The sequence below is a fragment of the Exiguobacterium sp. U13-1 genome, from assembly GCF_001750115.1.
In the GTDB taxonomy this organism is placed as follows: domain Bacteria; phylum Bacillota; class Bacilli; order Exiguobacteriales; family Exiguobacteriaceae; genus Exiguobacterium_A; species Exiguobacterium_A acetylicum.
In genome coordinates this window covers 3158214-3179603 of sequence record NZ_CP015731.1, presented here as the reverse complement: position 1 = coordinate 3179603, position 21390 = coordinate 3158214, and the positions used below count along the sequence as shown (strand labels likewise).

The following is a 21390-nucleotide window of genomic DNA, read 5'->3' as shown; positions in this document are numbered from 1 at the left end:
AACAAGGGAGGCTACACAGATGATGGATTGGCAATCAGTCAGATCACGTTTTCAAGGGATGACAGCAAAAGAATTACAGGAGCAGGCGGAGCAAGCACGACGTGAAAAAGGACGCTTGCTGTACGAAATCGGAGAGCGTCATTACATGAAGCTGCGGAGCGAAGGGCATCGTCAAGAAATCGAGGACATTCTTGCACAAGAAGTACTCGTATTCGGTGCCTTGTCACGGATTGACGAGATGGAAGTCGAAGCTGCACAAAAGCAATGTAAGTCATGCCGGACGCCACTTGAGCCAGGCGCGAAGTTTTGTGGGAAATGCGGCACGTCCGTTCCACGTGAGAACGAACAAACGAAAGTCGCCTGTACGACATGTCATACACCACAACGTAATGATCAGCATTTCTGTACATGCTGCGGATCGGAAATGGGGCAACGCGTATGAAGTATTGTTCGACCTGTGGTCAAGCACATGCTCCACACGCCCAGTATTGCGAAGTAGACGGGACGTCGCTCGATAAGCAAGCCCGTCCGATTCGCTTCGAACAAGCTGCGCATTTTTGTGTCGGGTGTGGTACACAAATGGATGGTCGTGCGTCGTACTGTCCGAATTGTGGACATTCGCGCCTCATCGCTGCGACGTCAGAAGGCTCACTTGTAGATCGTCTTCCAGGTATGGACGACATTCGTAAGAAGTGGAAGTCGCAGGATTGGAACGTGAATCTCCCGTTGAAAGAGCGTGGACGCGCATTTATATCACGATTCGATTTCTCGTTTGGGAATCCGAGTCTTGCGATCGGTAGTATCGCTGCCATCATTTGTTTTGCTGCAATCGTCGTCTTATTGTTCGTCATGCTCGGTCTCCTCAGTGATAACCCGGCATTAGAAGGAATCAAGACTGTTCAACAAAACATGGGAGATGATTTTAGTACGTTCGGTATGTTCTTTTTCCTTGCTTTCGTTGCCCTTGCTGGTCTAAATCTCACATCAAGTGAAGACTTGAAATCACGCTTCCTTACAGAAGTGGTAGGCAACGATGCAGAACAGTTCTCTGATATTCAAAAAGCGATCGATCAACTTGATTTTCATATTTTCTCAGGACATTTCTTGCTGTCCTTACCGGGTCTGCTTCTATTGATTGGGAGTGCGTGGTTACTGGAACGAGGTGGTGTCATCGGAGTCAAGACGACATCGTGGAATGAGCGAATCGAACGTGCTGTCGTCTTTGCCCTGACATTATCGTTGATTACGCTGGTCGTCGGATTGTTTGCGACAGATTTCGGTATCTTCGATCTACATCTGGTCATAGGAATGCTTCGGATCTTCCTTCTAGCGCTCGCTGGTGTCCTTTTGTTCCAATTCATCGGTCAAACGGATCTGCGTAGTTCTTGGCAAGTCGGGCGGATCGCTGCGACGACGTTAATGAGCGTCTATTTGTTTGGTGTCCTGCTGACGTCATTCGGACAATTGTATTATCTAAACGAGCTCGATGAAATGGACGAAGTCGAATTTGGTGAATCAGCAAGCCTCGTTCTCTTGAGTGGTGCTTCTCCGCTTTACGCGATGTCGCAAGCGGGACAAGTCGATTTCAAGATGACCGTTTTGACGGAAGACTTCCGTTTAGGTGCGGCCTTATATGGCGAAGACCGTTTGAATGATCTGCAACGACCAGTGGAAGAAGCGGGAGAAGCTTCGAATCTGAGTCGGATTCAAGGAATCATCGGGAACCAGATTGAAAACGGAGAAGATCCAACACTCGATCCGAAAGTAACACGTTTTGATGAAACGGTAGATGTCGGGCTCTTAACACGCTTCGCTCAAATCGCGAATGCCTCCACTCCATTTGAAGAAGAGCAATTGCTCAGTTCAAGTGTTGCTCCTTACGGCTTGATTGCGCTTGTACTGATGTTCATCATCCATATCGGAATCGGATTCCGCTGGATTCGGACGTTACCGAATGTTGCGATTTATGCTGGGGTCTTCATGATTGGTGGACTCATTCTAGCGTACTTCACACAAACACGGTTTGAACTGCAATGGGATAACGATGTCCTAGCCGGTGTCGTCGTTTCTACTTTGACATGGTGGAATGCGTTCATGCTTTTCCTCTTCCCATTCCTCGGTGGATTAGTGGGATACGGATTGAACCGCTTCAAAGATACAAAAGGATGATTCCAAATAAAAACGCTTGTCTCCTTTTGCGAAGACAAGCGTTTTATCATAAGGATTGTTTAGTTGTTTGTTCAAATTCAATGTAAGAGTCTTTTTCGATACCAGAAGCACGGAATGTCAGACTCCCGTCTTCATTAAACCTGATTTCTAAAGATGACTCGTGAAAGTAGAGCATCAAGGTGTTGTCGGAATTGAAACGTCCGCTGTACGTATAGTCATCGAGCGGTTGTCCTTCATAATCACGGGCGTCATGAATCGTCAGTGTTGCCTCGCGATTCGGACGTGTCACGACATCGATCGTCGCATCCGTATAATCTTGCTCATATTCGCCTTGATCACTTGTCGAGTACGCATAGCTACCGGCTAAATCATTGAACGCTTTTTCGACTTTACCGAGTGTCCGGTGATAACGAGCCGCCTCGTTCGCGAGTGCTTTGTCACCGAACGTCTGGTTCATGACCCGTTCTGCGTAGCGAAGGGCATCTGTCGTCTGATTCATGAACAAGGCGGCTTCAAGGTCACGAAAAGCTTCCTGTTGTTGCGTCAGTGCGATGAGCCGTTTGTCCGTCGTACCTTCCGTACGCGCCTTCTCACGCCATTGTTGTTCATCGAAAAGATCTCCAGCCATTGTACTTTGAGCACTTTGCTTCAAGTAGAGATCTGCTGAATCGTTACTACAGCCACTTAATACGACGGCTATGAAGAGGAGAGGAAGTACACGTGTCATCATGATGTAGTCTCCTTCTTGAAAGTTCGTTTGATCGAAGTAATGCTATATCGATCGTCTTGGAACGTGATCTCATATTCGACGATGGCACGATGCGAGGGCTGGTTCTCCATCTCGAAATCGTGTCGGTCGTATGTTTCCGTCGTCTCGACATGGAAGTGATTTTTATCGATGACTTTGACGGCATCGAACGTCATGTCTTGTAAGGCAACGTAACTCGTCGGATATTCTTCTGAAAAGGCAAGGCGATCGCCGAAATGTACGCGTTCATCTTCCGTCAAATCATCGTCTCCATAAAATAAGTCCGCATACGATATGTATTCGTCCATTGACGAATCATAATACTGCCAGTCATCGCCACCTTCGTTCTCAATCGAAGGAAGACGCTTGGCATAGGTACTGAGAAAGCGGTACAGGGAATCGGGTGATGCTGATTCAAAAGTGAGGTACTCCTCGAGTTCGTCGTCAGCTAACCTCGTCGCTGAGAAGCCTTGCGGCAAGACTTGATCGACATCTGCTGCGTCATGAGTCAGCTCACTCGTCTGAAACAATGGTTGTGCAGCTTGATATTTCAAATAACCGAAGGCACCTCCACCGATGCAAAGCAACAGAATCAGCAATCCGATGAACCACGCTTTTTTGGAGGAACGGGATTGCGTGTGACTATTTTTTTGACCACAAACTGGACAAAAGATCATCTGATCATTCATCGGAGTCTGGCAATTTGAACAATGTGACATAAAAGCACTCCTTTCTTATCTTCGTCATTATAATGTAAAATAAATATAAAAATAACAATTTTTTGAATAAAAGGAGAGGAAATCATGGATCCATACGAACGCCTAGGAATATCGCGTACCTCATCGATGAAAGAACTGGAACAAGCATACTCGGAAAAGCTTGAAGCACATCCGGAGGACTCCGAAGAACGGACGGAAATCGAGCGAGCGTACGTCGTCATAAAATACGAAAAGAAACAAAAGAACAAACGAAATAAACGAACGATTGGGATTGGAGCGCTCGTTCTGTTGCTCGCTGCAGGAGCCGGAACGTATTTCTTTTTAAATAAGGAAAAGACGCCTCAGGCGGTCGAACAGAAGAATCAGGACGCTTCGTTCGTCATTGGGGAAGAAGAGAAGGCAAGTCAGGAAAAATCAGAATCGACGGATACAACGAAAAAAACAGATTCGGAGGAACTGTCTAATCAGGATTATAAGGACGTCCAAGATATTTCAATGCTCTTTTTCCGGGAACTTGAAGATGCTTTGACAGAACGAAGTGTCAAAGGACTGTCCGTCAGTACAGACACATATAACCAGAACTTCCAAAAGAGTTTGGATGATTTAGTCACAGGTGGCTATATCTTTGACGGTGTACTGACGGTCAATGATATTCCTCAAAATGATATGACGATCAAAGGAGATAAGGCGACAGTCAAAGCGACGGTCGACTATTCCTCCCGGTCCTATCAGCCGTATCTGCACGAACGCCCCGAGGGTAGCACGATCGTCTGGGAACTAAGTCTTGTAAAGTCAGGTCAAGACTGGCTCGTCGATCAGCGGAAGTCGCTCTCGGATTCAGCGACAGGTAGAGGCATGGAAGTTCGAGAATCGGTTAAAGAAGATATCGTTGATACAGTGTATCAACATGCCAAAGAGTGGGAGCAGGCGTATATCGATAAAGATACGTCGGCGTTCACATTGTTTACATCATCTGCATACTTGAATAAGCAACAAGGCTACTACGCTAGCATGGACAAAAGGGGCGTCTATTGGGAAGGGTACTTGGACGAAGTCGAATATTCACCAGCATCTATCACTGTCAGTGAAGTCGCGACCAATCTGACCGCGACGGTCGAAGCACTTTGTTATTATGATGGAGATTATTTAAAAGAAGAAGACGGTTCACTTGCTGAAGAAAACCCAGGAAAAGACGTACCTTTCAAGTATTATTTGAAGTACAACCTGGATGACGAGCGCTGGTATATCACCGACTCGGAAGAACTGAAAACTTTCAGTCAAAACGATACGACGACATATTAATTGTAAGGAGGAGTTCAAATGAAAAAAGTAGTTATAGCAACAGCACTTGGTCTCATCATCAGTACACTACCAGTAGCAAGTGATTCGGTAGCAGCACTCAGTAAGACGGAAAAAACGATCGTTGATCGTCAACTCGCGGCGTTAAAGAAAAGTAAACTATCAGGTGGTTATAAACCGGTCGATGTCCGGTCTGTCTATCTACTAGGTGGCAAGTATCCTGAGACATTTACGTTGTATGAACGATTCAACTCGAACACATATATGAATGATGTCATCGGTAAAGCTCAGAAGTATGACGCGAAGAAGAAAAAATGGACAACGATCTATACGTATACAGATCGAGATACAGACTATTATGATGTCCGGGCGAAAGGAAAACTACTCGATACGAAAAAAGAACAGCTTGTCATCGGACCATCTGGTGGAAGCGGGGGTTACATCGTGCCGATCCTGATTGGTTCAACGGATGGTAAGATGATCAAAAAGATGTTCGAATCAAAAGAAGCATACCCGTTCGGTCGGGCGCTAATTAAAGATAAAAAACTCTATGTCGGTTCGATGACGATCGTTCATGATGTCTACTCCTACAACGGAAAGACACTGAAGCATCGAGTCGGTACAGGAGCGGATGACCGGATTGTTGCCGGGAAGGTCTCTAACTATATGACGCTCGATTATTATGGCGGTAGCACGCATCTGACGAGTGGCAAAACGATGACACTCAAAAAAGGGCAACGTTTCGGAATCGTTCGTAAATCGACGAAGGATACGAATCCATACGTCTATCGGGCATTTTCTTCAGGAGAAGGAAAGTTACAACTCGACGGATATGGATTTAAAGCGATTAAGACTGGCGTTGAAAAATGGCACTTCGAACCAGACGCATATAGTGATGCTATTACGATGAAGTTTACAGTGAAATAAGTACGAGCCAGTTCCTAGTTGTTGTAGGAACTGGCTTTTTTCGTTGTTCCTCTTATTATGGGATTGCAAACGATTTCATGATACGCTAGGGGACAGAAAAACCTGCCTAGAAAGAAGGAATTCCTATGCATATTCTTGTCATCGATGATGAGGCGAGCATCCGGCATCTCGTCAAACTGCAACTCGAGCTTGATGGTCAGACGGTCGAGACGGCAGCCGATGGAGCAGCAGCACTCGCCTTGCAGGCAACACAGACCTTTGATTTGATCGTCCTCGATTTGATGCTACCGGATACGACCGGTTTCGAATTGATTCCAAAACTTCGACAGACGACGCCTGACTTACCGATCTTGATGCTGACAGCACGTGATCAGATGAACGATAAAATCATCGGGCTGCAGCTCGGAGCGGATGACTATATGACCAAACCGTTTAACGGAACGGAGCTCGTCTTGCGTGTCAAAAATCTATTGAAACGCACGAAGGCGGTCGCGCCACCGGTACCTGTCGCAAGTGATCCATTCTTATCTGTTGATCCCGAAGAACGAGTCATTCGGCTCGACGGTCACCCGTTACCACTGACATACCGGGAGTATGCATTGCTCGCACTTTTCCTGACGCATCCGAAACGGGTCTTCGAGCGAGATGAACTGCTCGAACAAGTCTGGGGCTTTGACTTCTCGGGTCAGACCCGCGCCGTCGATATCATGGTCCAGCGCTTACGGAAGAAACTCGGAGCACAAGGCGAACGGATCAAGACGATTTACGGTGTTGGCTACAAGTGGGTCGACGCATGAAGCTACGTCAAGTCATCACGGAAAACTTCGTCTTGCTCCTCGTTCCGGCATTGCTCGTCCTCTTCTTGATTCTCTATGCCTTCATCCAATCGAACCTATACGAGAACGCCGTCGAGTCCGTCCAAAAACTAAGTCGGGAAGCGGATCTCTACACGATGAACTACCTCGCAAGTGAAGAGACGGACTCGCTCGCCGATACGGCAGTCCCGATCGCTTCCTATCTCGCAGACCGATTCGATGCGCGTGTCCAACTGTTTGGACCAAACGCAGAACTGCTCGCTGATTCGGAACGCGATCAATTGCCGCTCCTCGCGGGAGACATCGATCAAGCGTTAAAAGGGAAGTCGAGTTATCTCTTTCTGAAAGAAACCGATGTTCCGGTGCTGTTCTTCTCGAGTCCGCTGTATGGCAAAACGGACGTCATCGGCTCGGTCCGTTTTCTTGTTGATCTGAGGACGGAAGCCGAACTGCTGCGGCAATTCACCTACGTTTTCACGGGCGTATTTCTGATCTTGATCGTGATTGCTGTTTGGACAGCGCGGCGGATGGCAAAGACGTTGATCGGGCCGATCGATGATTTACGGAGCGTCTCGCACGCCTTGACGAAAGGACACTATGCGCACGCGTTACCGACGTATCCATATGAGGAGTTGAACCGACTGGCGGCGGACTTCTCGACGCTTGCTGACGCAATCCAGCACAACATTGGACAGCTCGAACAACAACGAAGCGACCAACAGACGTTCATCGATCACATCACCCATGAACTCCGGACACCGATGACGGCGATCATGGGCTATGTCGAATTGATCCCCAAGCTGCCGCCGGATGAAGCGGCGCACTGTTATCACTACATCGAAGTCGAGAGCCAGCGCTTGTTACGACTCGTCTCGCATAATCTCGAACAGGCGAAACAACAACGCAACGAACGCCACGTGACGTCGACGATGTTCGCGCTCGACACCTTGCTCGCAGACGCCTTATTCATCATGCAATTGCGTCTTGGTGGACAAGGAATTCAAGTTGAACAGGATGTTCCGCCGATCTACGTGCTCGGGCAACCGGATCAGACGAAACAAGTCTTATTGAACCTTCTTGAGAATGCCGTCAAATACAGTGACGCGATGTCGGTGACGTTTTCAACCGTCAGTACGGATACGACCCTTCAACTCATCATGACGGATGACGGAATCGGCGTTGATCCAGCAGTGCTTGCCGAATGGGAGAAGGAGCAACATAGTCTGACGACGGCGAGTGGGAATGGACTCGGTCTACCGCTCTGTCGGCGTCTGATGCAGGAACAAGGTGGCGATTTTGCACTTGAAAGTGATGTAAGCGGAACACGTATCACATTGACCTTCCGATTAGCGAATCAGACATGATGTAATCGCTTACAAATGATACATTTACGAAACAATTCGACCGGATTTACGAAACAATTGCCACGTAATCTAAGAATCAAGCAAGGAGAGGAATCATGAAAGCATCGACCATCGCTTATCTCTTCCTGATGGGCATCTTGTTTGTCCTCGGTCTTCTTTTGCTTCAGCAGACGGTCTTCGGACGCTTACACGTCCTCGATGGACCGAAACGACTGAATGCTTCCGATGACTCACTCCCGACCGAGTTGACGTTACGTCACCGGGCGTGGGGGGAGCAGACGGTAGAAGACGGAACGGAAGTCCAGCGCATCACGACGCTATTGAAGCAAATGAAGACGGTGACAAACGGGACTTGTCCGGCGGGCACGGCGACGTTTACCGGAACGCTCCGTTTCTTAAACGGAACGACGTGGACGTTCTCGCTCGGGGAAAGCATGACGCTAAATGGAAAATGTGTCGCGCAACGTCCTAGCACTCAGACGACGACATTAAAAGCACGCTTCTTGAACGCCTATCACGAACCAGAGCAACTCGCGCGTCAGTTCGCTGAGGCGGAAGTCGTGATCGTGTATGCAGCAGGACGATCTCGTTCTTTGACTGCACGTGAGCGAGAAGACGTCAAGCGTCGCCTGACGCAAGCGGAGCCGATGACGGACTATGAAGAAGTCGGTCAAGCACTCGATGCCAGTCAGGGACAGCCGCGCATTCTCAAGCTCCAGCGGTTCAAGAATGAGCAGAACAAGCGTGCCAACTTAATGAATATTACCGTGTATGAGACATTGTTCAGCGTCCAGTACATGGATGATGACAATGGAAACACCTTCTATTTAAAAGGACAACTCCTGCCGACCGGGAAGGAGGCAAATCGATGAGAAAAGGAATGCTCTTCTTGCTGAGTATCATTTGTCTCATGAGCATTTGGATCGTCCGCAACAATGAACAGACGAAGCAGGGAACAGCTGCGCGGGAAACCGTTCCGCATTTGACGGCGTATGTCTCTGCGAAAGAGGATATCGGTCGCGCCTTGCTGTCATCATATTGTGAACAAGCTGGCTGTACGTACGAGTTCGTCCGCCTCTCGACGGAAGAACTCGTCCGGCGTGTGACGAAGGAAGCGGATCATCCGCGCGCCGACGTCATCATCGGTGGAACGTGGGATGCCCACCAGACGCTCAAGCAACGCGGGTTGTCGACACCGTTCCCGAGCGACATGGATCAAGCGGAACTACAGGATCCGGATCGCTACTGGATCGGCTACGAAGTCGAACGCCTCGCAATCGTCATCAATACGGACGTCTGGAACAACCGATTCGGGGCGGCACCGTATCCGAAGACGCTCGCTGACTTGACAGCGAAACGGTATCAGGACGAGTTAATTTTGCCGGATCCGAACCATTCCGGTACCGGTGCGACGATCCTGCAAGCGATCTTTGACGGATACGGAACGAAGTCGGAAGGTGTCTTACGCGAGCTAATCGAGCGAACGCGACTATTCACGGCGAACGGTTTTGCACCGACGTCGTACGTCGCCAGTGGGGAAGCGATGCTTGGGGTCAATTTCATCGGGGATCAACAATCGCTACGCGAAAAGTATTATCCGGTCAAAAGCATCCCACTCGATACGTACTCGATCAACGCGATCTCAAAGCTGAAAGGACGGACGCAACAAAAGCAGGCGAATGCCTTCATGCGTTTCGTACTCTCGGCGGACGGTCAGGCGATTCTGAGGAAGGTCTCATTCGGTACGCCGACCTATGCGATCGCGAAGACACAACCGATCCAGCAGAACGTCGGGCAGGACATCGTCGCCGATTACCGGGACTACCTCCGTCGATTCAATCAGCTCCAGGACAAATGATGCGAAGACTCTGATTCAGATAGGGGAAATGGAAGATGGGCTTCTTCAGCATCAAAAAATTGCCGAATGCCGGCATACCAATCGAAGTACAACGGAAACAATGGTTACAGCAATTCTTAAAGGCATTCTTAGTCGTCTTCTTCTCATATATGGCGATGTATCTCATCCGAAACAACTTCAAGGCAGCGCAACCGCTCTTGAAAGAGGAACTAGGTTTTACGACGACGGAACTCGGTTATATCGGCTTCGCCTTCTCGATTACATACGGAATCGGGAAAACATTGCTCGGCTACTTCGTTGACGGGAAAAATACGAAACGCGTCATCTCGTTCTTATTGATTCTCTCGTCCTTAATCGTCACCGCGATGGGACTCTTGATGAGTGCCGGCGGAAGTCCGGTCGGTTTATTGATGGTTTTATGGGGACTCAGTGGGTTCTTCCAATCGGTCGGGGGACCGTCGTCGTATTCGACGATCGCCCGCTGGACACCGTTTGAAAAACGTGGACGCTACCTCGGCTTCTGGAACGTCTCGCACAACATCGGTGGAGCAATTGCCGGTGGTCTCGCACTGTGGGGAGCGAACGTCTTCTTCAACGGAAGTGTCGTCGGGATGTTCATCTTCCCAGCTGCGATCGCGCTCGTCATCGGAATCGTCGGTCTGTTCATCGGGAAGGATGATCCGGAGGAACTCGGGTGGAATCGGAGTGAAGAAATCTTCGAGGAACCGATCGAACCGGAAAACATCGCTGCTGAAAGTATGACGAAATGGCAAATCTTCAAAACGTACGTCATCTCGAACCCATGGATCTGGACGCTCTGTATCGCGAACGTCTTCGTTTACATCGTCCGAATCGGGATTGATAACTGGGCGCCGCTCTACGTCACGGAACACTTGCACTTCAGCACGGAGAGTGCTGTCAATACGATCTTCTTCTTTGAGATCGGCGCATTATGCGGCAGTATGATTTGGGGTTACGTGTCCGATTTACTGAAAGGACGCCGGGCGCTCGTCGCAGCGATCTGTCTCTTACTGACGGCCGTCGCGGTCCTCGGTTATCGTTACGGGACGAGTGAACTTATGATTTACGCGTCACTATTTGCACTCGGTGCGCTCATCTACGGACCACAGCTCTTGATCGGTGTCTCGGTCATCAGCTTCGCACCAAAACAAGCGACGACGGTCACGAACGGGATGGTCGGTACGTTCGGTTACTTGTTCGGTGATTCAATCGCAAAAGTCGGTCTAGCGAAAATCGCTGATCCGGAAACGAACGGTCTAACAATTGGTTCGGTTACGTTACACGGCTGGAGCGACACGTTTGTCATCTTCAATGCAGCATTACTCTTTGGTTTGATCGCCCTTGCGATCGTCGCTGTCGTCGAGGAGAAAAAGATTCGTCGCCTCGGACTGCTGGAGCGTCAAGCGGATAAGTTGAGTTCGTAACAGACACGAGCACCCTCGCCTTATTTAGGAGAGGGTGCCCTTTTTTAATGAGACAAATAAGCAAGCAGAAAACCTTCTTCCAGTTTAACGTGACGAATCGAGCGGTAACGGGCATGACGGAAAGGAAAATAGAAGGAGAAATCGACAGTCAAGAGTCGGTTTTCATAACGCAGATAAGGTGGACGAATGAGGTAGGTTTCATTAAAGGATTCGGTATCGTGAGGACAGACGTCAAAGACTTCGAATGTGATGGTACGTTTATCGACTGCCCGCAATTGGAGCGTCAATTCGACAGGTAAGTCGCGCTCTAGACCATAACGTGTCAACGGTACGGAGGCTTGAAGGTGAAGGTGAGTTGGTCGAATCGTGACACAGATATCTGTCAGCTCTGGAATTTCCTTTGTCAGCACACTTGCAAGGTCGTATTCATCAATACTTGTTGCAAGCGTAAAACGACGAAAGGTCTCAATTATATGGCGCCCCAGTTTCATGAAGTAAACTCCTCTCTTATGATTCTTAACCTTAGTATAACTGAATTATAACCTAATTATTCCATATTATCTTTTACTAAAGTAAATTAATCCCTATGAATTAGAGCTTCTTTTTAAAAACAATATGATTTACGCATGTTTTTGTATCGTTCAGGGAACGATTAAGCATGTCGATCTGTTGTATTTTTTGAAAGGAGTTTTTTGATGCCTTACTTATCTGGATTTCCATCATCTTATTGGAAACAAAGTGCCCCTGCTACTTCCTATCCAGCTTTGAATCAAGATGCCAAGCATGATGTCGTCATCATCGGGGCTGGGATTGCTGGACTTGTCACAGCGATGCAATTGACGGAACGGGGATACGACGTCGCCGTGATCGAAGCAGGCGACGTCGCTGCCGGCACGACGGGTTATACGACGGCTAAAGTTTCCTCACAGCACGGTTTGATCTATGACACGCTGATCCGAACCGTCGGCGAGGAATCAGCAAGACTCTATTATGAAGCGAACGAAGAAGCAATCACGTTTTTACGTCATCAAGTGGAACGGCTCGATATTGGCTGTGAACTTGAAAGGCAAGACGCCTATCTCTACGTTGCGAACTCAAAAGAGCAAGCGATGGAACGAGAAGTCCGTGCCTATGAACGCTTAGGGTTGAACGGTGGCGAGGCGACGGAAGAAGTCCGAAGTAAGTTGCCGTACGATGTCAAACGAGCGGTCGTCCTGCGCGATCAAGCGCAGTTCCATCCTGTGAAATATCTTCAAGGTCTTGCGGAACAAATCGTCCACCAAGGTGGGAAGTTGTATGAACAGACACGTGCCGTATCGCTCGAGTCGAACCGGACGCCAACTGTCATCCTTGAGAACGGTCACCGGATCGAGGCGAAGAAGGTCGTCATCGCGACCCATTTTCCGTTTCATGACTTCAAAGGCTTGTATTTTTCAAAACTCGAAGTCCATCGCTCGTATATCGTATCGGGTCATGTCGACGAGACGTTTCCGGACGGAATGTTCATAAGTGCTGATCAACCGAGTCGTTCTTTGCGTCACGCGCGGACAGAGGACGGTCGTCTGCTTGGTCTGTTCGGTGGTGAGAATCATTTATCCGGTCACGAGACAGAAACGATGCAACGGTATGAGCATCTTGCTGACTTTGCGAGAAGTGAGTTTCATGTCGAGTCGTTCGAACAGTTTTGGTCAGCGCAAGACTTGATCACGCTCGATAAGATTCCCTATATCGGACAGATGACAGCGGGTGATCCGAACGTGTTTGTTGCGACCGGATTCGCGAAGTGGGGGATGACGAACGGTATCGCAGCCGGACTATTGTTGAGCGATTTATTGACGGGAACACCAAATCGTTTTCGTCATTTATTTGATCCGAACCGTTCGAAGCTAAAGACGAAGGATGCGACGCAGTTCGTCAAGAACAACGCGGACGTCGCCATCGAGCTCGTCAAAGGGAAGCTGACGAAAGCAAGTCGTCGTGCTGACGAGTTACAGCCGGACGAAGGAGGACTCATCACCCATCATGGCAAGACGGTCGGTGGATACCGGGATCCGGAAGGGAACCTTCATCTCGTCTCGACGACTTGTACCCATATGGGATGCGATACGAAATGGAATAAAGCAGAACGGTCATGGGATTGTCCGTGTCATGGTTCACGATTTGGTCCGACAGGAGAGGTACTAGAAGGACCAGCCGTCAACCCACTCAAATCAATCGATTAAGCAGAGGCACTTGTCTCTGCTTTTTTTTTTATTTTAAAAATAATCCGGAGTCGATTTATAATATGTGATATAATTACCTGGTAACAAAAATATTTTAGCGCTAAACAATTAGAGTGCCGCTTTTGAATCGTGTTGTAGAGGCACCGTCACGACCACTGCTCACTGGTTTCATATTTAGTTTCACTATTTTACTTAGCGTCGTGAACGCTGAAACAACCCGAGGAGGAAGCACCACTATGAGTAAAGAAAAGATTGCCCAGCTGCGCAAACATGTGTCGCCGTTTGAAAAGGCAGACATCAAAGCCAGCGTCCGGCAGATGATCAACACGATCCTGCCATTTCTCGTCCTATGGTTTCTGGCATATCAGGCCCTGAAGCTATCTGTGTTTCTCGCGATTCCTTTGGCGATCCTCGCTGCTGGATTCGTCGTCCGGATGTTCATTATCTTCCATGACTGTACGCACGGTTCATTCTTCAAGAATAAGAAGGCGAATGCTATCGTCGGTACGATCACCGGGATTTTGACGTTATTCCCGTATGAGAAATGGAAGCGAGAGCATTCGATTCACCACGCATCAAGTGGAAATCTCGATAAGCGTGGTGTCGGTGACATCTGGGTCATGACGATTGAGGAGTACATCGAAGCGTCACGCTTCACACGTCTCAAGTATCGTCTGTACCGGAACCCACTCGTCATGTTTGGTCTTGGACCGCTCTTATTGATTCTCGTCTCGAGCCGCTTCAACCGGAAGGATGCTCGCAAAAAAGAACGAGTCAACACACATGTCATCAATGCGTCGCTTATCGTCCTGTACGGTATCCTGATTTACTTCATCGGCTGGCAAGCCTTCTTGATCATCCAAGGAACGACGATGTTCACAGCAGGCGTACTTGGAATCTGGTTATTCTACGTTCAACACACGTTCGAAGACTCGTACTTCGAGGATGAAAGTGAATGGGATTACGTCAAGGCGGCAATCGAAGGGAGTTCGTATTACGAGTTGCCGAAGGTCTTGCAATGGGTGACAGGAAACATCGGCTTCCACCACGTCCACCATCTCAGCCCACGTGTTCCGAACTATCATCTCGAAAAAGCACACGTCTCGACGCCACCGCTTCAGAAGGCGACGAAGATTGGTTTATTCTCGAGTCTGAAGTCGCTTCGCTATAAACTATACGATGCGAAAAACAAAACGTTCGTAACGTTCCATGACATCAAACACCTCTTACGCGAACCAAAGACGTCATCGTTGTGAGGAACTGCACCTCGTCCACTTGGACGGGGTGTTTTTTGTTGTGTTTGAAGCAAAAGAGGGAATCAACAAATAATGAGAGAAAGATAAGTCCGCCTTTTGACGTATGTTCACGATAAGCATCCATGGTAGGATGTTCAATAGAAAGGAGAGTGCAGGATGCGCCGGATACCCATTGCTGCTTATGTAGGAGCAGCCATCTTACTTTCCTTATTCGTCTTCAGTTCGATGACGTACCAGCAACAATCCTTGATTCCGTTTTTGACACAACATATCCCGCTCGACTGGGTTTATGCGTTTTCCTTCGTGTCGTTTCATTATGAAGTTCCAATTAGTGTCGCGTCGCTTGGACCTGCAGCGTTCCTTGAGTTTTTCATTCGAAAGGGGATGCACGCTGGATTGTTCTTCATTCTTGGAATCAGCATCGTACATTTCTTACGTGCACGAGGATACACAGCATTACCAGCTGCCTTCTTTGCCTTTACGGCAGCGATGACGATTGGTGTCATGGATGAGTTCCATCAGCAATTGACGGGTGGACGAACACCGCTTGTAGGCGATGTATTGATCGATGGCAGTGGTGCATTGATTGGCATCGTATTGTACACAGCGATTCGTCTTTACTTAAAAGCTGATCGAATCGTGCGGGAGCAAGAACAACAGCATGCATGAAAATAACCCATCGTCTCAATCATCATGACTGAGGCGATGGGTTATTTTAGCGATTAGAACCGTTGTACCCATTCAATCTTATACTGAGTACGTCCGAATTCTTTTCTTAACATGTTGTCTGCTTTCTTTCGTGCTGCCGTGTGATCGCCTGCCCGGATGTTGAGTCGATCCGTATCAACGATCTCATCTCCGCGTAATACTTGATACTGGACGGTATAGTCCTTTTTTATTAAATTAAATAAACCCAAGAAAACCACTCCCATATTCTTCTTCCTATTAGTTATTATATGGTATTACAAATTTTTCTGCAATCAAAAAAAGTGACTTTTGTCCTACCTATCAATAAAAAAATAGTGGTTCGAACGACAGGTTGCTTTATTATGAGAATTGCGTATGAATGCTGAAAAATCAACAAAAATCGCTCTAAAATAGAATATGCGAAATTTTATTCCATATATAATGAATAATCAGGAAAAAAAGTTACGTTATCAAAGAATAGGTGAAAATATAAGTTATCTGAATATTCTTTTGGTATGTCAGGAAAGGATTCCCTTGGAACTTCGAGGGAATAACCGTTAAGATAAGAAGGAAGAGAAAACGGTGAATTACGTGATAGGTGAATTACGTGATAGATGAGGGAGATGACGTATGGAGCAGGAGACGAAAGAACGGATTGATCCCGCGCACCGGATCAGAAGAGCGGTGACCCGCAAAGAGACCGTCTACTTTAGTTTGTTGTTAAGCATCGCCATTTTGACAGTGGGTGGCATCATTGGGTTAGTGTTTGAAACAGGGCAGCCCGGTATTTATGTGATGGTGGGTCTTGTGATCCTATTGTTAATACTCTGGCTACGGCAATGGCAACGGGTCTCCCGGATTCGAAGTGAAGGAGTTCGCTTGAGTGCCGAGCAGTTTCCAGAGTTGTTCGAGCAAATCCGTATACATACAGAACAGTTGCAACTATGGCGGATGCCAGAAATCTATTTCCAAAATGAAGTAAAACGACCTCACGTTATCGGTCTATTTCAAAAGTATTTGATTGTCCTACCGACGTCGTATCTAGAATTGACAGAGATTCGTCGTTTCCGATTGTTACTTGAACTGGCACGAATCAAACGGAACCATCAGGAAAAGCAAATCTTACTATGGATTGGCAGTTGGATTCCGTTTTTACGTCCGGCTTACATGCGGGCATGTGCTCGGACCCGTCACCAGATGGTCCTACCACTTGTTTCGCCCTTATACGCGCGACAAGCCATGTTTGAGGATGTGCTCGGACCAACACTTCTAGCAACGACAGATACAGCTATCTACGTCGAGGAGAAACGGAAGCAACGGACGTTTTCCATCTTATTGTATGAAGCGTTACGAACCGAACTTTCTTTACTCGAAAGGTTGCACTTAACGGGTGAGCCAATCGAACGTCCGCGCCCACTCTTTCGATATGGTCAAGGCTTCGTCGTCGCAGGTAGCATTCTAATGGCAATATTCCTCGTTAGCACGACGGCAGGTATGCTGTTAGACGAAGGGGCGATTGAGGCAAAAAAAGAAACGAGTGACGAGAACGTCACGACGAAGACGAATGGTCAGAATCTCAACGAGACGGAGTTGATGGCAGCGATTCAAAAAGGGAAGCTCGAAGACATACATCGACTGATTCCGGAAAGTGATATGAAGGCAGTCGATGCCGATGGCGATACGGCGTTGCATTATCTCGGGTACCGGAAATCGAGCACAGGACTCGAATCGATCTTTAAGGAATTGCTTGCAGCAGGCAGTGATGTCGATGCTGTCAATGAGTTCGGCGAACGACCGTTCATTACGGCAGTCTTTAGTAACAACGATGAACTCGTCGACCTATACTTGAAGCGAGGCGAAATGGTCAATCAACAAGATGCCGACAAGTTCACGCCTCTTCATCATGCTGTTGAAGGGGAAGGGAAAGAGACCGTCAAGCTCTTACTCGAGCACGGCGCTGATCCGTCGATCAAAAACGCGGATGGCTTTACGCCACTTATGTTGGCACAAGAGTATGAACTCGATGAAATCATTGAGCTGTTGAAGCAAAACTCAGCGCAGACACTATAACATAACAACCGCAGGCGTTCTCGAACGAATCGAGAAGACCTGCGGTTGTTTTTTGTTCGTATTAGTTTGGAAGTTTTGATGTATCGACGATGCGACCTTCAATCTTGTAGTCGACTTGACCGAGTGATTTCGTGAAATCACGTAGGTTTTCCCAGTCAGAGAGACCGAGGTCCGTGACGCGACCAGCTTTGTAAGCCGTCTCGAATGGTGTGAGACCATCGCCACCTTTAGCTGTGAAGGCATTCGTTGCGATGACATATGTCTTCGCTGGATCGATGACTTCGAATGTGCCGTTATTGTTCACTTCCATCTTCGTGACGCGTTCGCCTTTAGCTTTTGTGCTATCGTATTCGAACTTCATACCAGAGACGTGGAGGAAACCACCGTTTTCAACAGGTGCAACACCAACGCTGATTTCAAGCAATTCTTTGATCTCTGTACCAGTCAATTTGACTGTTGCGAGTGTGTTACCGAACGGTAGCGTCGTCAAGACCTCACCGACTGTCAGTGGACCGGCATCAATTGCTTCACGGATACCTCCACCGTTTTGCATTGCGATGACTGTCTCTGGATTATATTCCTTCGCTTTTTTAAGCATACCGTCTGTGATCAAGTTACCAAGCGCTGTTTCGCTATTACGGACGCTGATCAAGTTCTCACCTTTGACACGAGGGTTTGGTAAGGCATTGACGATATTTGCGCCAACTTCTTCATTTTTCAACTCAGCGATTTGATCGGCATACGGTTTAAGGATTTTAGCAGCTTCAACATCTGCTTCTGCTTTTCCGACTTCAATTAATGATCCTTTGTAATCTGTGAGTTGTCCTTTATAATCAAACGTTAAGTTTAAGTTACCTAGGAATTTGCCATACTGAAATGCCTGCGCGACTAATGTTGTATCTTTCTTTCCTGGCGTGTTTTCACTATCAAAAATGACTGGAGAGTCTAATTGGGTATGAGAGTGACCACCGATAATAACGTCAATACCCTCAACATTTTTAGCTAATAACTTATCATTATCAACAGCTTCGTTATCGTCAAAACCTATGTGTGTCAACGCAACAATCTTATTTACACCGCGATCTTCAAGTTTTTTGACAGCTGCTTTAGCGCTAGCGATATAGTTTGCGAAAGCAACTGTTCCTGGACTTGCGATATCCGCTGTTTCTTCTGTCGTCAAACCGAAGAAACCGATTTTTTGTCCTTTATATTCCTTGATGATCCCTTGATAGATTTTCCCGCGCTCTGGTCCTGCTGTAATTGTTTTCTTTTGCAGACCATTGAAGAGTTCGTTTTTACTGAAGTCGACGTTCGCCGTGATGAACGGGAATTTCGCTTTCGTGACGAAGTTTTTCAAAGCAATGTTGTTATCTGTATCGCCAAGATCAAACTCGTGATTACCGAACGTCATCATGTCATATTTCATGTAGTTCATCAGTTCAAGATCGGCTTGACCGAGGAACTTATTGAAGTAGAGGGATCCAGAGAAGACGTCGCCAGCATCAAGAAGTAGAGAAGGAATACCTTCTGCTCGATAAGACGATCTTAATTGTTTAATGACCGTTGCTCTCTTTGGTGCATCATCGAGGTTCGCATGCGTATCGTTTGTATGCATTAAACCGATCGAGAAGTCATCCGTATTGACGTCGAGCACCGTGATTTTTGCTTTTAATGTAATCGTCTTACCAAGACGTGTATAACTTGCGACCGCATATTTCACACCCGCTTCGCTCGTATCAACTTTCGACCAGCGGACTGGCTTGTCATAGATGCGACCTGTCGCATAGAGAACAGCTAATGTTTTCGGCAATTCTGGTTTTTGATCGACGTAGATCGTCTGATCCGCAACCTTCTCGACGAACTTCACGGCGTAGTTCTGAATGTAGATCTTGATTTCGATTGGATTCTTTTTCTTACCGTATGTGCCTTTGACCGTTTGGTAACGGTTGAACGCATGGCGGTCGTAAGACTTCCACGTGATCTTCTCGCCTTTATATGTAGCAGGGAGTTTGACCGGAGCACCTTTCGTGAAGACGAGTGACTTGAGTTTGACCGTTTTGACTTTGACATGTGTTGCAGCCGAAACTGTCGTTTGAGCAACTGGCACGATTGCCGATGTCGTCAGGGCGACAGCAACAGCTGCCGCGTAAAGCGGTTTTGATTTGTACATACGTAAAAATCCTCCTTCAAGAGTGGGGTATGAATGCAAGGTCGCGATGCGATCGTTGACCTCTTCTTCTACTATAAAGGGTTCGGAAAGCTTCGTGGGATGAACCTTTTGTAAATAACGTAAATTCTTAGGTCCGACGACAAGACAACCCACGGGAGTCGTTTGCTCGTAAGCTTGAGAATCCGAACGTTCGTCTTCATAAGTAAATGATAACGCTTTCATTATATCTTGCCTTAAATAAAAATGAAACGAAAGAATATTACCAATCGTTAAACATTACCATTAAATGTCGATTTTTTAGTGGTCCTGAATTGCTAAATATTGTATGATGTCAGTATATAGACAGTTCGGATGAAAAGAGGCAACGATAGATGAATGATACGATTCGAGGCGGTGTCCTCGTCGGCATTATTTGTGTGATTACCGTCCTCCTCGTATGGGGGCTCGCATCACCACCGACGACGATTGAGTTTCCACATTTTAATCATGCGTAAGGAAACAAACTAGGAGATGACCGGTGGTGGACCCGCCGGTTTTTGTCGTGCCTGAAAAACTACAGTTTGGTGTCGGTTCGTCCAATACATTGACACGCTTTTTCACGATAGCTAGAATTGATTAAGTGTATATAGGAAGTATTGCTTCTGCCATGCACGAATGAGTGGACAAAGGAGGCGAGTCGGAATCGACCGGGCAAGGACCCGTTCATGCGGAGAGAGCGTTCGTTTGAGCAATCGCGGACGGCATCTGTCTTTTTTTGAGTGGAATCAACGAATATAAAAATAAAATACATGTATCATGAATCGGAAGGAACTTACACTTATGCTGAAAGAAATGAGAAGTATCATCCGGGAACAGGTGGAGAACTTCCCACTGATTCGCCGGTTGGCGCGATATGAAATCAAATCAGCGCATGCAGAGCAACGCCTTGGCCTTTTATGGGAGCTCCTCAATCCGGGTCTCCAAATCTTTATCTATTGGTTCGTCTTCGGTGTCGGTCTACGTGGAAACAAGAACGTCGACGGAGATATTCCGTTCATCGTCTGGCTTCTTTGCGGGATCGTCGTCTGGTTCTTCATCAATGACGCCTTGCTCCGTGGATCGAACTCGATCAATAGTCGTCTCGCGATGGTGACGAAGATGCGTTTCCCGATGAGTGCGATTCCGTCGTATGTCATCTTATCACGCATGTATCAACATTTTGCGATGCTCTTGATCGTCTTCATCGTCATCATTGCAAATGGCATCCCGATTACATGGAAACTACTTCAGTTGCCGTATTATATGATCGCGACGTACATTTTCGTCTATGCGTTCTCACTTTGTTTTTCAACACTTATCACACTCGTTAAGGACATCCAGCTCTTCTTACAATCGATGATGCGGATGCTCTTCTATATGACACCGATCCTTTGGAACATCGAACGGTTCCCAGATGCTTTACATGGTATCCTCCGTTTGAATCCTGTCTTTTATCTCGTCGAGGGATACCGAGCAAGCTTGCTCGGAGGACATTGGGTCTGGCAAGAGTGGCCGACCGGTCTGTACTTCTGGAGTGTGACGCTCCTCTTGTTCACAGCGGGAACATTCTTGCACATCAAGTTCCGTAAATCATTCACAGAGCTCGTTTAAGGGAAGGAAATC

Annotated in this window: 20 protein-coding genes; 15 read left to right on the top strand and 5 right to left on the bottom strand. The window is 47.4% G+C overall.

Annotation, left to right across the window (positions count from 1 at the left end; genetic code table 11):
* Positions 1-19 precede the first annotated feature (19 nt).
* Both ESP131_RS16355 and ESP131_RS16350 read left to right on the top strand, forming a co-directional pair.
* Positions 20-442 (top strand): zinc ribbon domain-containing protein, encoded by a 423-nt coding sequence (locus tag ESP131_RS16355; protein ID WP_029342665.1) that lies wholly within the window; start codon positions 20-22, stop codon positions 440-442.
* Positions 439-2169, top strand: a complete 1731-nt coding sequence (locus ESP131_RS16350; RefSeq protein WP_029342664.1) for a zinc ribbon domain-containing protein — start codon at positions 439-441, stop codon at positions 2167-2169. The genes ESP131_RS16355 and ESP131_RS16350 overlap by 4 nt, the downstream gene beginning before the upstream one ends.
* 46 nt (positions 2170-2215) lie before the next feature.
* Here the strand turns inward: ESP131_RS16350 and ESP131_RS16345 are convergent, their stop codons facing one another.
* Positions 2216-2899, bottom strand: coding sequence for a hypothetical protein (locus tag ESP131_RS16345; RefSeq protein ID WP_047392838.1), 684 nt, complete (start codon positions 2897-2899; stop codon positions 2216-2218).
* Positions 2896-3636, bottom strand: a complete 741-nt coding sequence (locus tag ESP131_RS16340; RefSeq protein ID WP_029342662.1) for a zinc ribbon domain-containing protein — start codon at positions 3634-3636, stop codon at positions 2896-2898. The genes ESP131_RS16345 and ESP131_RS16340 overlap by 4 nt, the downstream gene beginning before the upstream one ends.
* Before the next feature lie 84 nt (positions 3637-3720).
* Here ESP131_RS16340 and ESP131_RS16335 point away from each other — a divergent pair, with 84 nt between their 5' ends.
* From ESP131_RS16335 to uhpT, 7 genes are all read left to right on the top strand, one after another.
* Complete coding sequence (locus ESP131_RS16335) at positions 3721-4938, top strand: hypothetical protein (RefSeq protein ID WP_069940985.1); 1218 nt, start codon at positions 3721-3723, stop codon at positions 4936-4938.
* Between the two features lie 18 nt (positions 4939-4956).
* Complete coding sequence (locus ESP131_RS16330) at positions 4957-5862, top strand: hypothetical protein (RefSeq protein ID WP_029342660.1); 906 nt, start codon at positions 4957-4959, stop codon at positions 5860-5862.
* Positions 5863-5987: 125 nt separating this feature from the next.
* Positions 5988-6659: a response regulator transcription factor gene (locus ESP131_RS16325; RefSeq protein WP_047392847.1), complete on the top strand. Its 672-nt coding sequence runs from the start codon at positions 5988-5990 to the stop codon at positions 6657-6659.
* Positions 6656-8041 carry a HAMP domain-containing sensor histidine kinase gene (locus ESP131_RS16320; protein ID WP_047392850.1) on the top strand — a complete coding sequence of 462 codons (1386 nt, stop codon included), beginning with the start codon at positions 6656-6658 and terminating at the stop codon, positions 8039-8041. Before ESP131_RS16325 ends, ESP131_RS16320 begins: the two co-directional genes overlap by 4 nt.
* 95 nt (positions 8042-8136) lie before the next feature.
* Positions 8137-8913 carry a DUF3919 family protein gene (locus tag ESP131_RS16315; RefSeq protein WP_047392854.1) on the top strand — a complete coding sequence of 259 codons (777 nt, stop codon included), beginning with the start codon at positions 8137-8139 and terminating at the stop codon, positions 8911-8913.
* Positions 8910-9899: an ABC transporter substrate-binding protein gene (locus ESP131_RS16310; RefSeq protein WP_051656300.1), complete on the top strand. Its 990-nt coding sequence runs from the start codon at positions 8910-8912 to the stop codon at positions 9897-9899. Before ESP131_RS16315 ends, ESP131_RS16310 begins: the two co-directional genes overlap by 4 nt.
* Before the next feature lie 35 nt (positions 9900-9934).
* Positions 9935-11344, top strand: coding sequence for a hexose-6-phosphate:phosphate antiporter (gene uhpT / locus ESP131_RS16305; protein ID WP_023469436.1), 1410 nt, complete (start codon positions 9935-9937; stop codon positions 11342-11344).
* Between the two features lie 44 nt (positions 11345-11388).
* Here the strand turns inward: uhpT and ESP131_RS16300 are convergent, their stop codons facing one another.
* Positions 11389-11835, bottom strand: coding sequence for a hypothetical protein (locus ESP131_RS16300; RefSeq protein WP_029342655.1), 447 nt, complete (start codon positions 11833-11835; stop codon positions 11389-11391).
* A gap of 204 nt (positions 11836-12039) precedes the next feature.
* On the opposite strand from ESP131_RS16300, the gene ESP131_RS16295 reads away from it, so the two are divergent.
* From ESP131_RS16295 to ESP131_RS16285, 3 genes are all read left to right on the top strand, one after another.
* Positions 12040-13566, top strand: coding sequence for an FAD-dependent oxidoreductase (locus tag ESP131_RS16295; RefSeq protein ID WP_029342654.1), 1527 nt, complete (start codon positions 12040-12042; stop codon positions 13564-13566).
* A gap of 236 nt (positions 13567-13802) precedes the next feature.
* Positions 13803-14822 (top strand): Delta(5) desaturase DesA, encoded by a 1020-nt coding sequence (locus tag ESP131_RS16290; protein ID WP_069940984.1) that lies wholly within the window; start codon positions 13803-13805, stop codon positions 14820-14822.
* Between the two features lie 156 nt (positions 14823-14978).
* Positions 14979-15491, top strand: coding sequence for a VanZ family protein (locus ESP131_RS16285; RefSeq protein ID WP_069940983.1), 513 nt, complete (start codon positions 14979-14981; stop codon positions 15489-15491).
* A 53-nt stretch (positions 15492-15544) separates the two neighbouring features.
* Here the strand turns inward: ESP131_RS16285 and ESP131_RS16280 are convergent, their stop codons facing one another.
* Complete coding sequence (locus ESP131_RS16280; RefSeq protein WP_133207773.1) at positions 15545-15739, bottom strand: hypothetical protein; 195 nt, start codon at positions 15737-15739, stop codon at positions 15545-15547.
* A gap of 400 nt (positions 15740-16139) precedes the next feature.
* Here ESP131_RS16280 and ESP131_RS16275 point away from each other — a divergent pair, with 400 nt between their 5' ends.
* Positions 16140-17579: an ankyrin repeat domain-containing protein gene (locus tag ESP131_RS16275; protein ID WP_083254826.1), complete on the top strand. Its 1440-nt coding sequence runs from the start codon at positions 16140-16142 to the stop codon at positions 17577-17579.
* A 61-nt stretch (positions 17580-17640) separates the two neighbouring features.
* On the opposite strand, the gene ESP131_RS16270 is transcribed toward ESP131_RS16275, so the two are convergent.
* Positions 17641-19749, bottom strand: a complete 2109-nt coding sequence (locus ESP131_RS16270; RefSeq protein WP_047392867.1) for a 5'-nucleotidase C-terminal domain-containing protein — start codon at positions 19747-19749, stop codon at positions 17641-17643.
* A gap of 371 nt (positions 19750-20120) precedes the next feature.
* Between ESP131_RS16270 and ESP131_RS17020 the strand changes: the two genes are divergently transcribed.
* Together ESP131_RS17020 and ESP131_RS16265 are read left to right on the top strand one after the other, a co-directional pair.
* A complete protein-coding gene (locus ESP131_RS17020) occupies positions 20121-20243 on the top strand; it encodes a hypothetical protein (protein WP_255359374.1) in 123 nt (40 codons plus the stop codon).
* Positions 20244-20580: 337 nt separating this feature from the next.
* The gene (locus ESP131_RS16265) at positions 20581-21378 is read left to right on the top strand and encodes an ABC transporter permease (RefSeq protein ID WP_231925655.1); all 798 of its coding nucleotides are present in this window, start codon (positions 20581-20583) and stop codon (positions 21376-21378) included.
* The last annotated feature ends 12 nt before the right edge of the window (positions 21379-21390 follow it).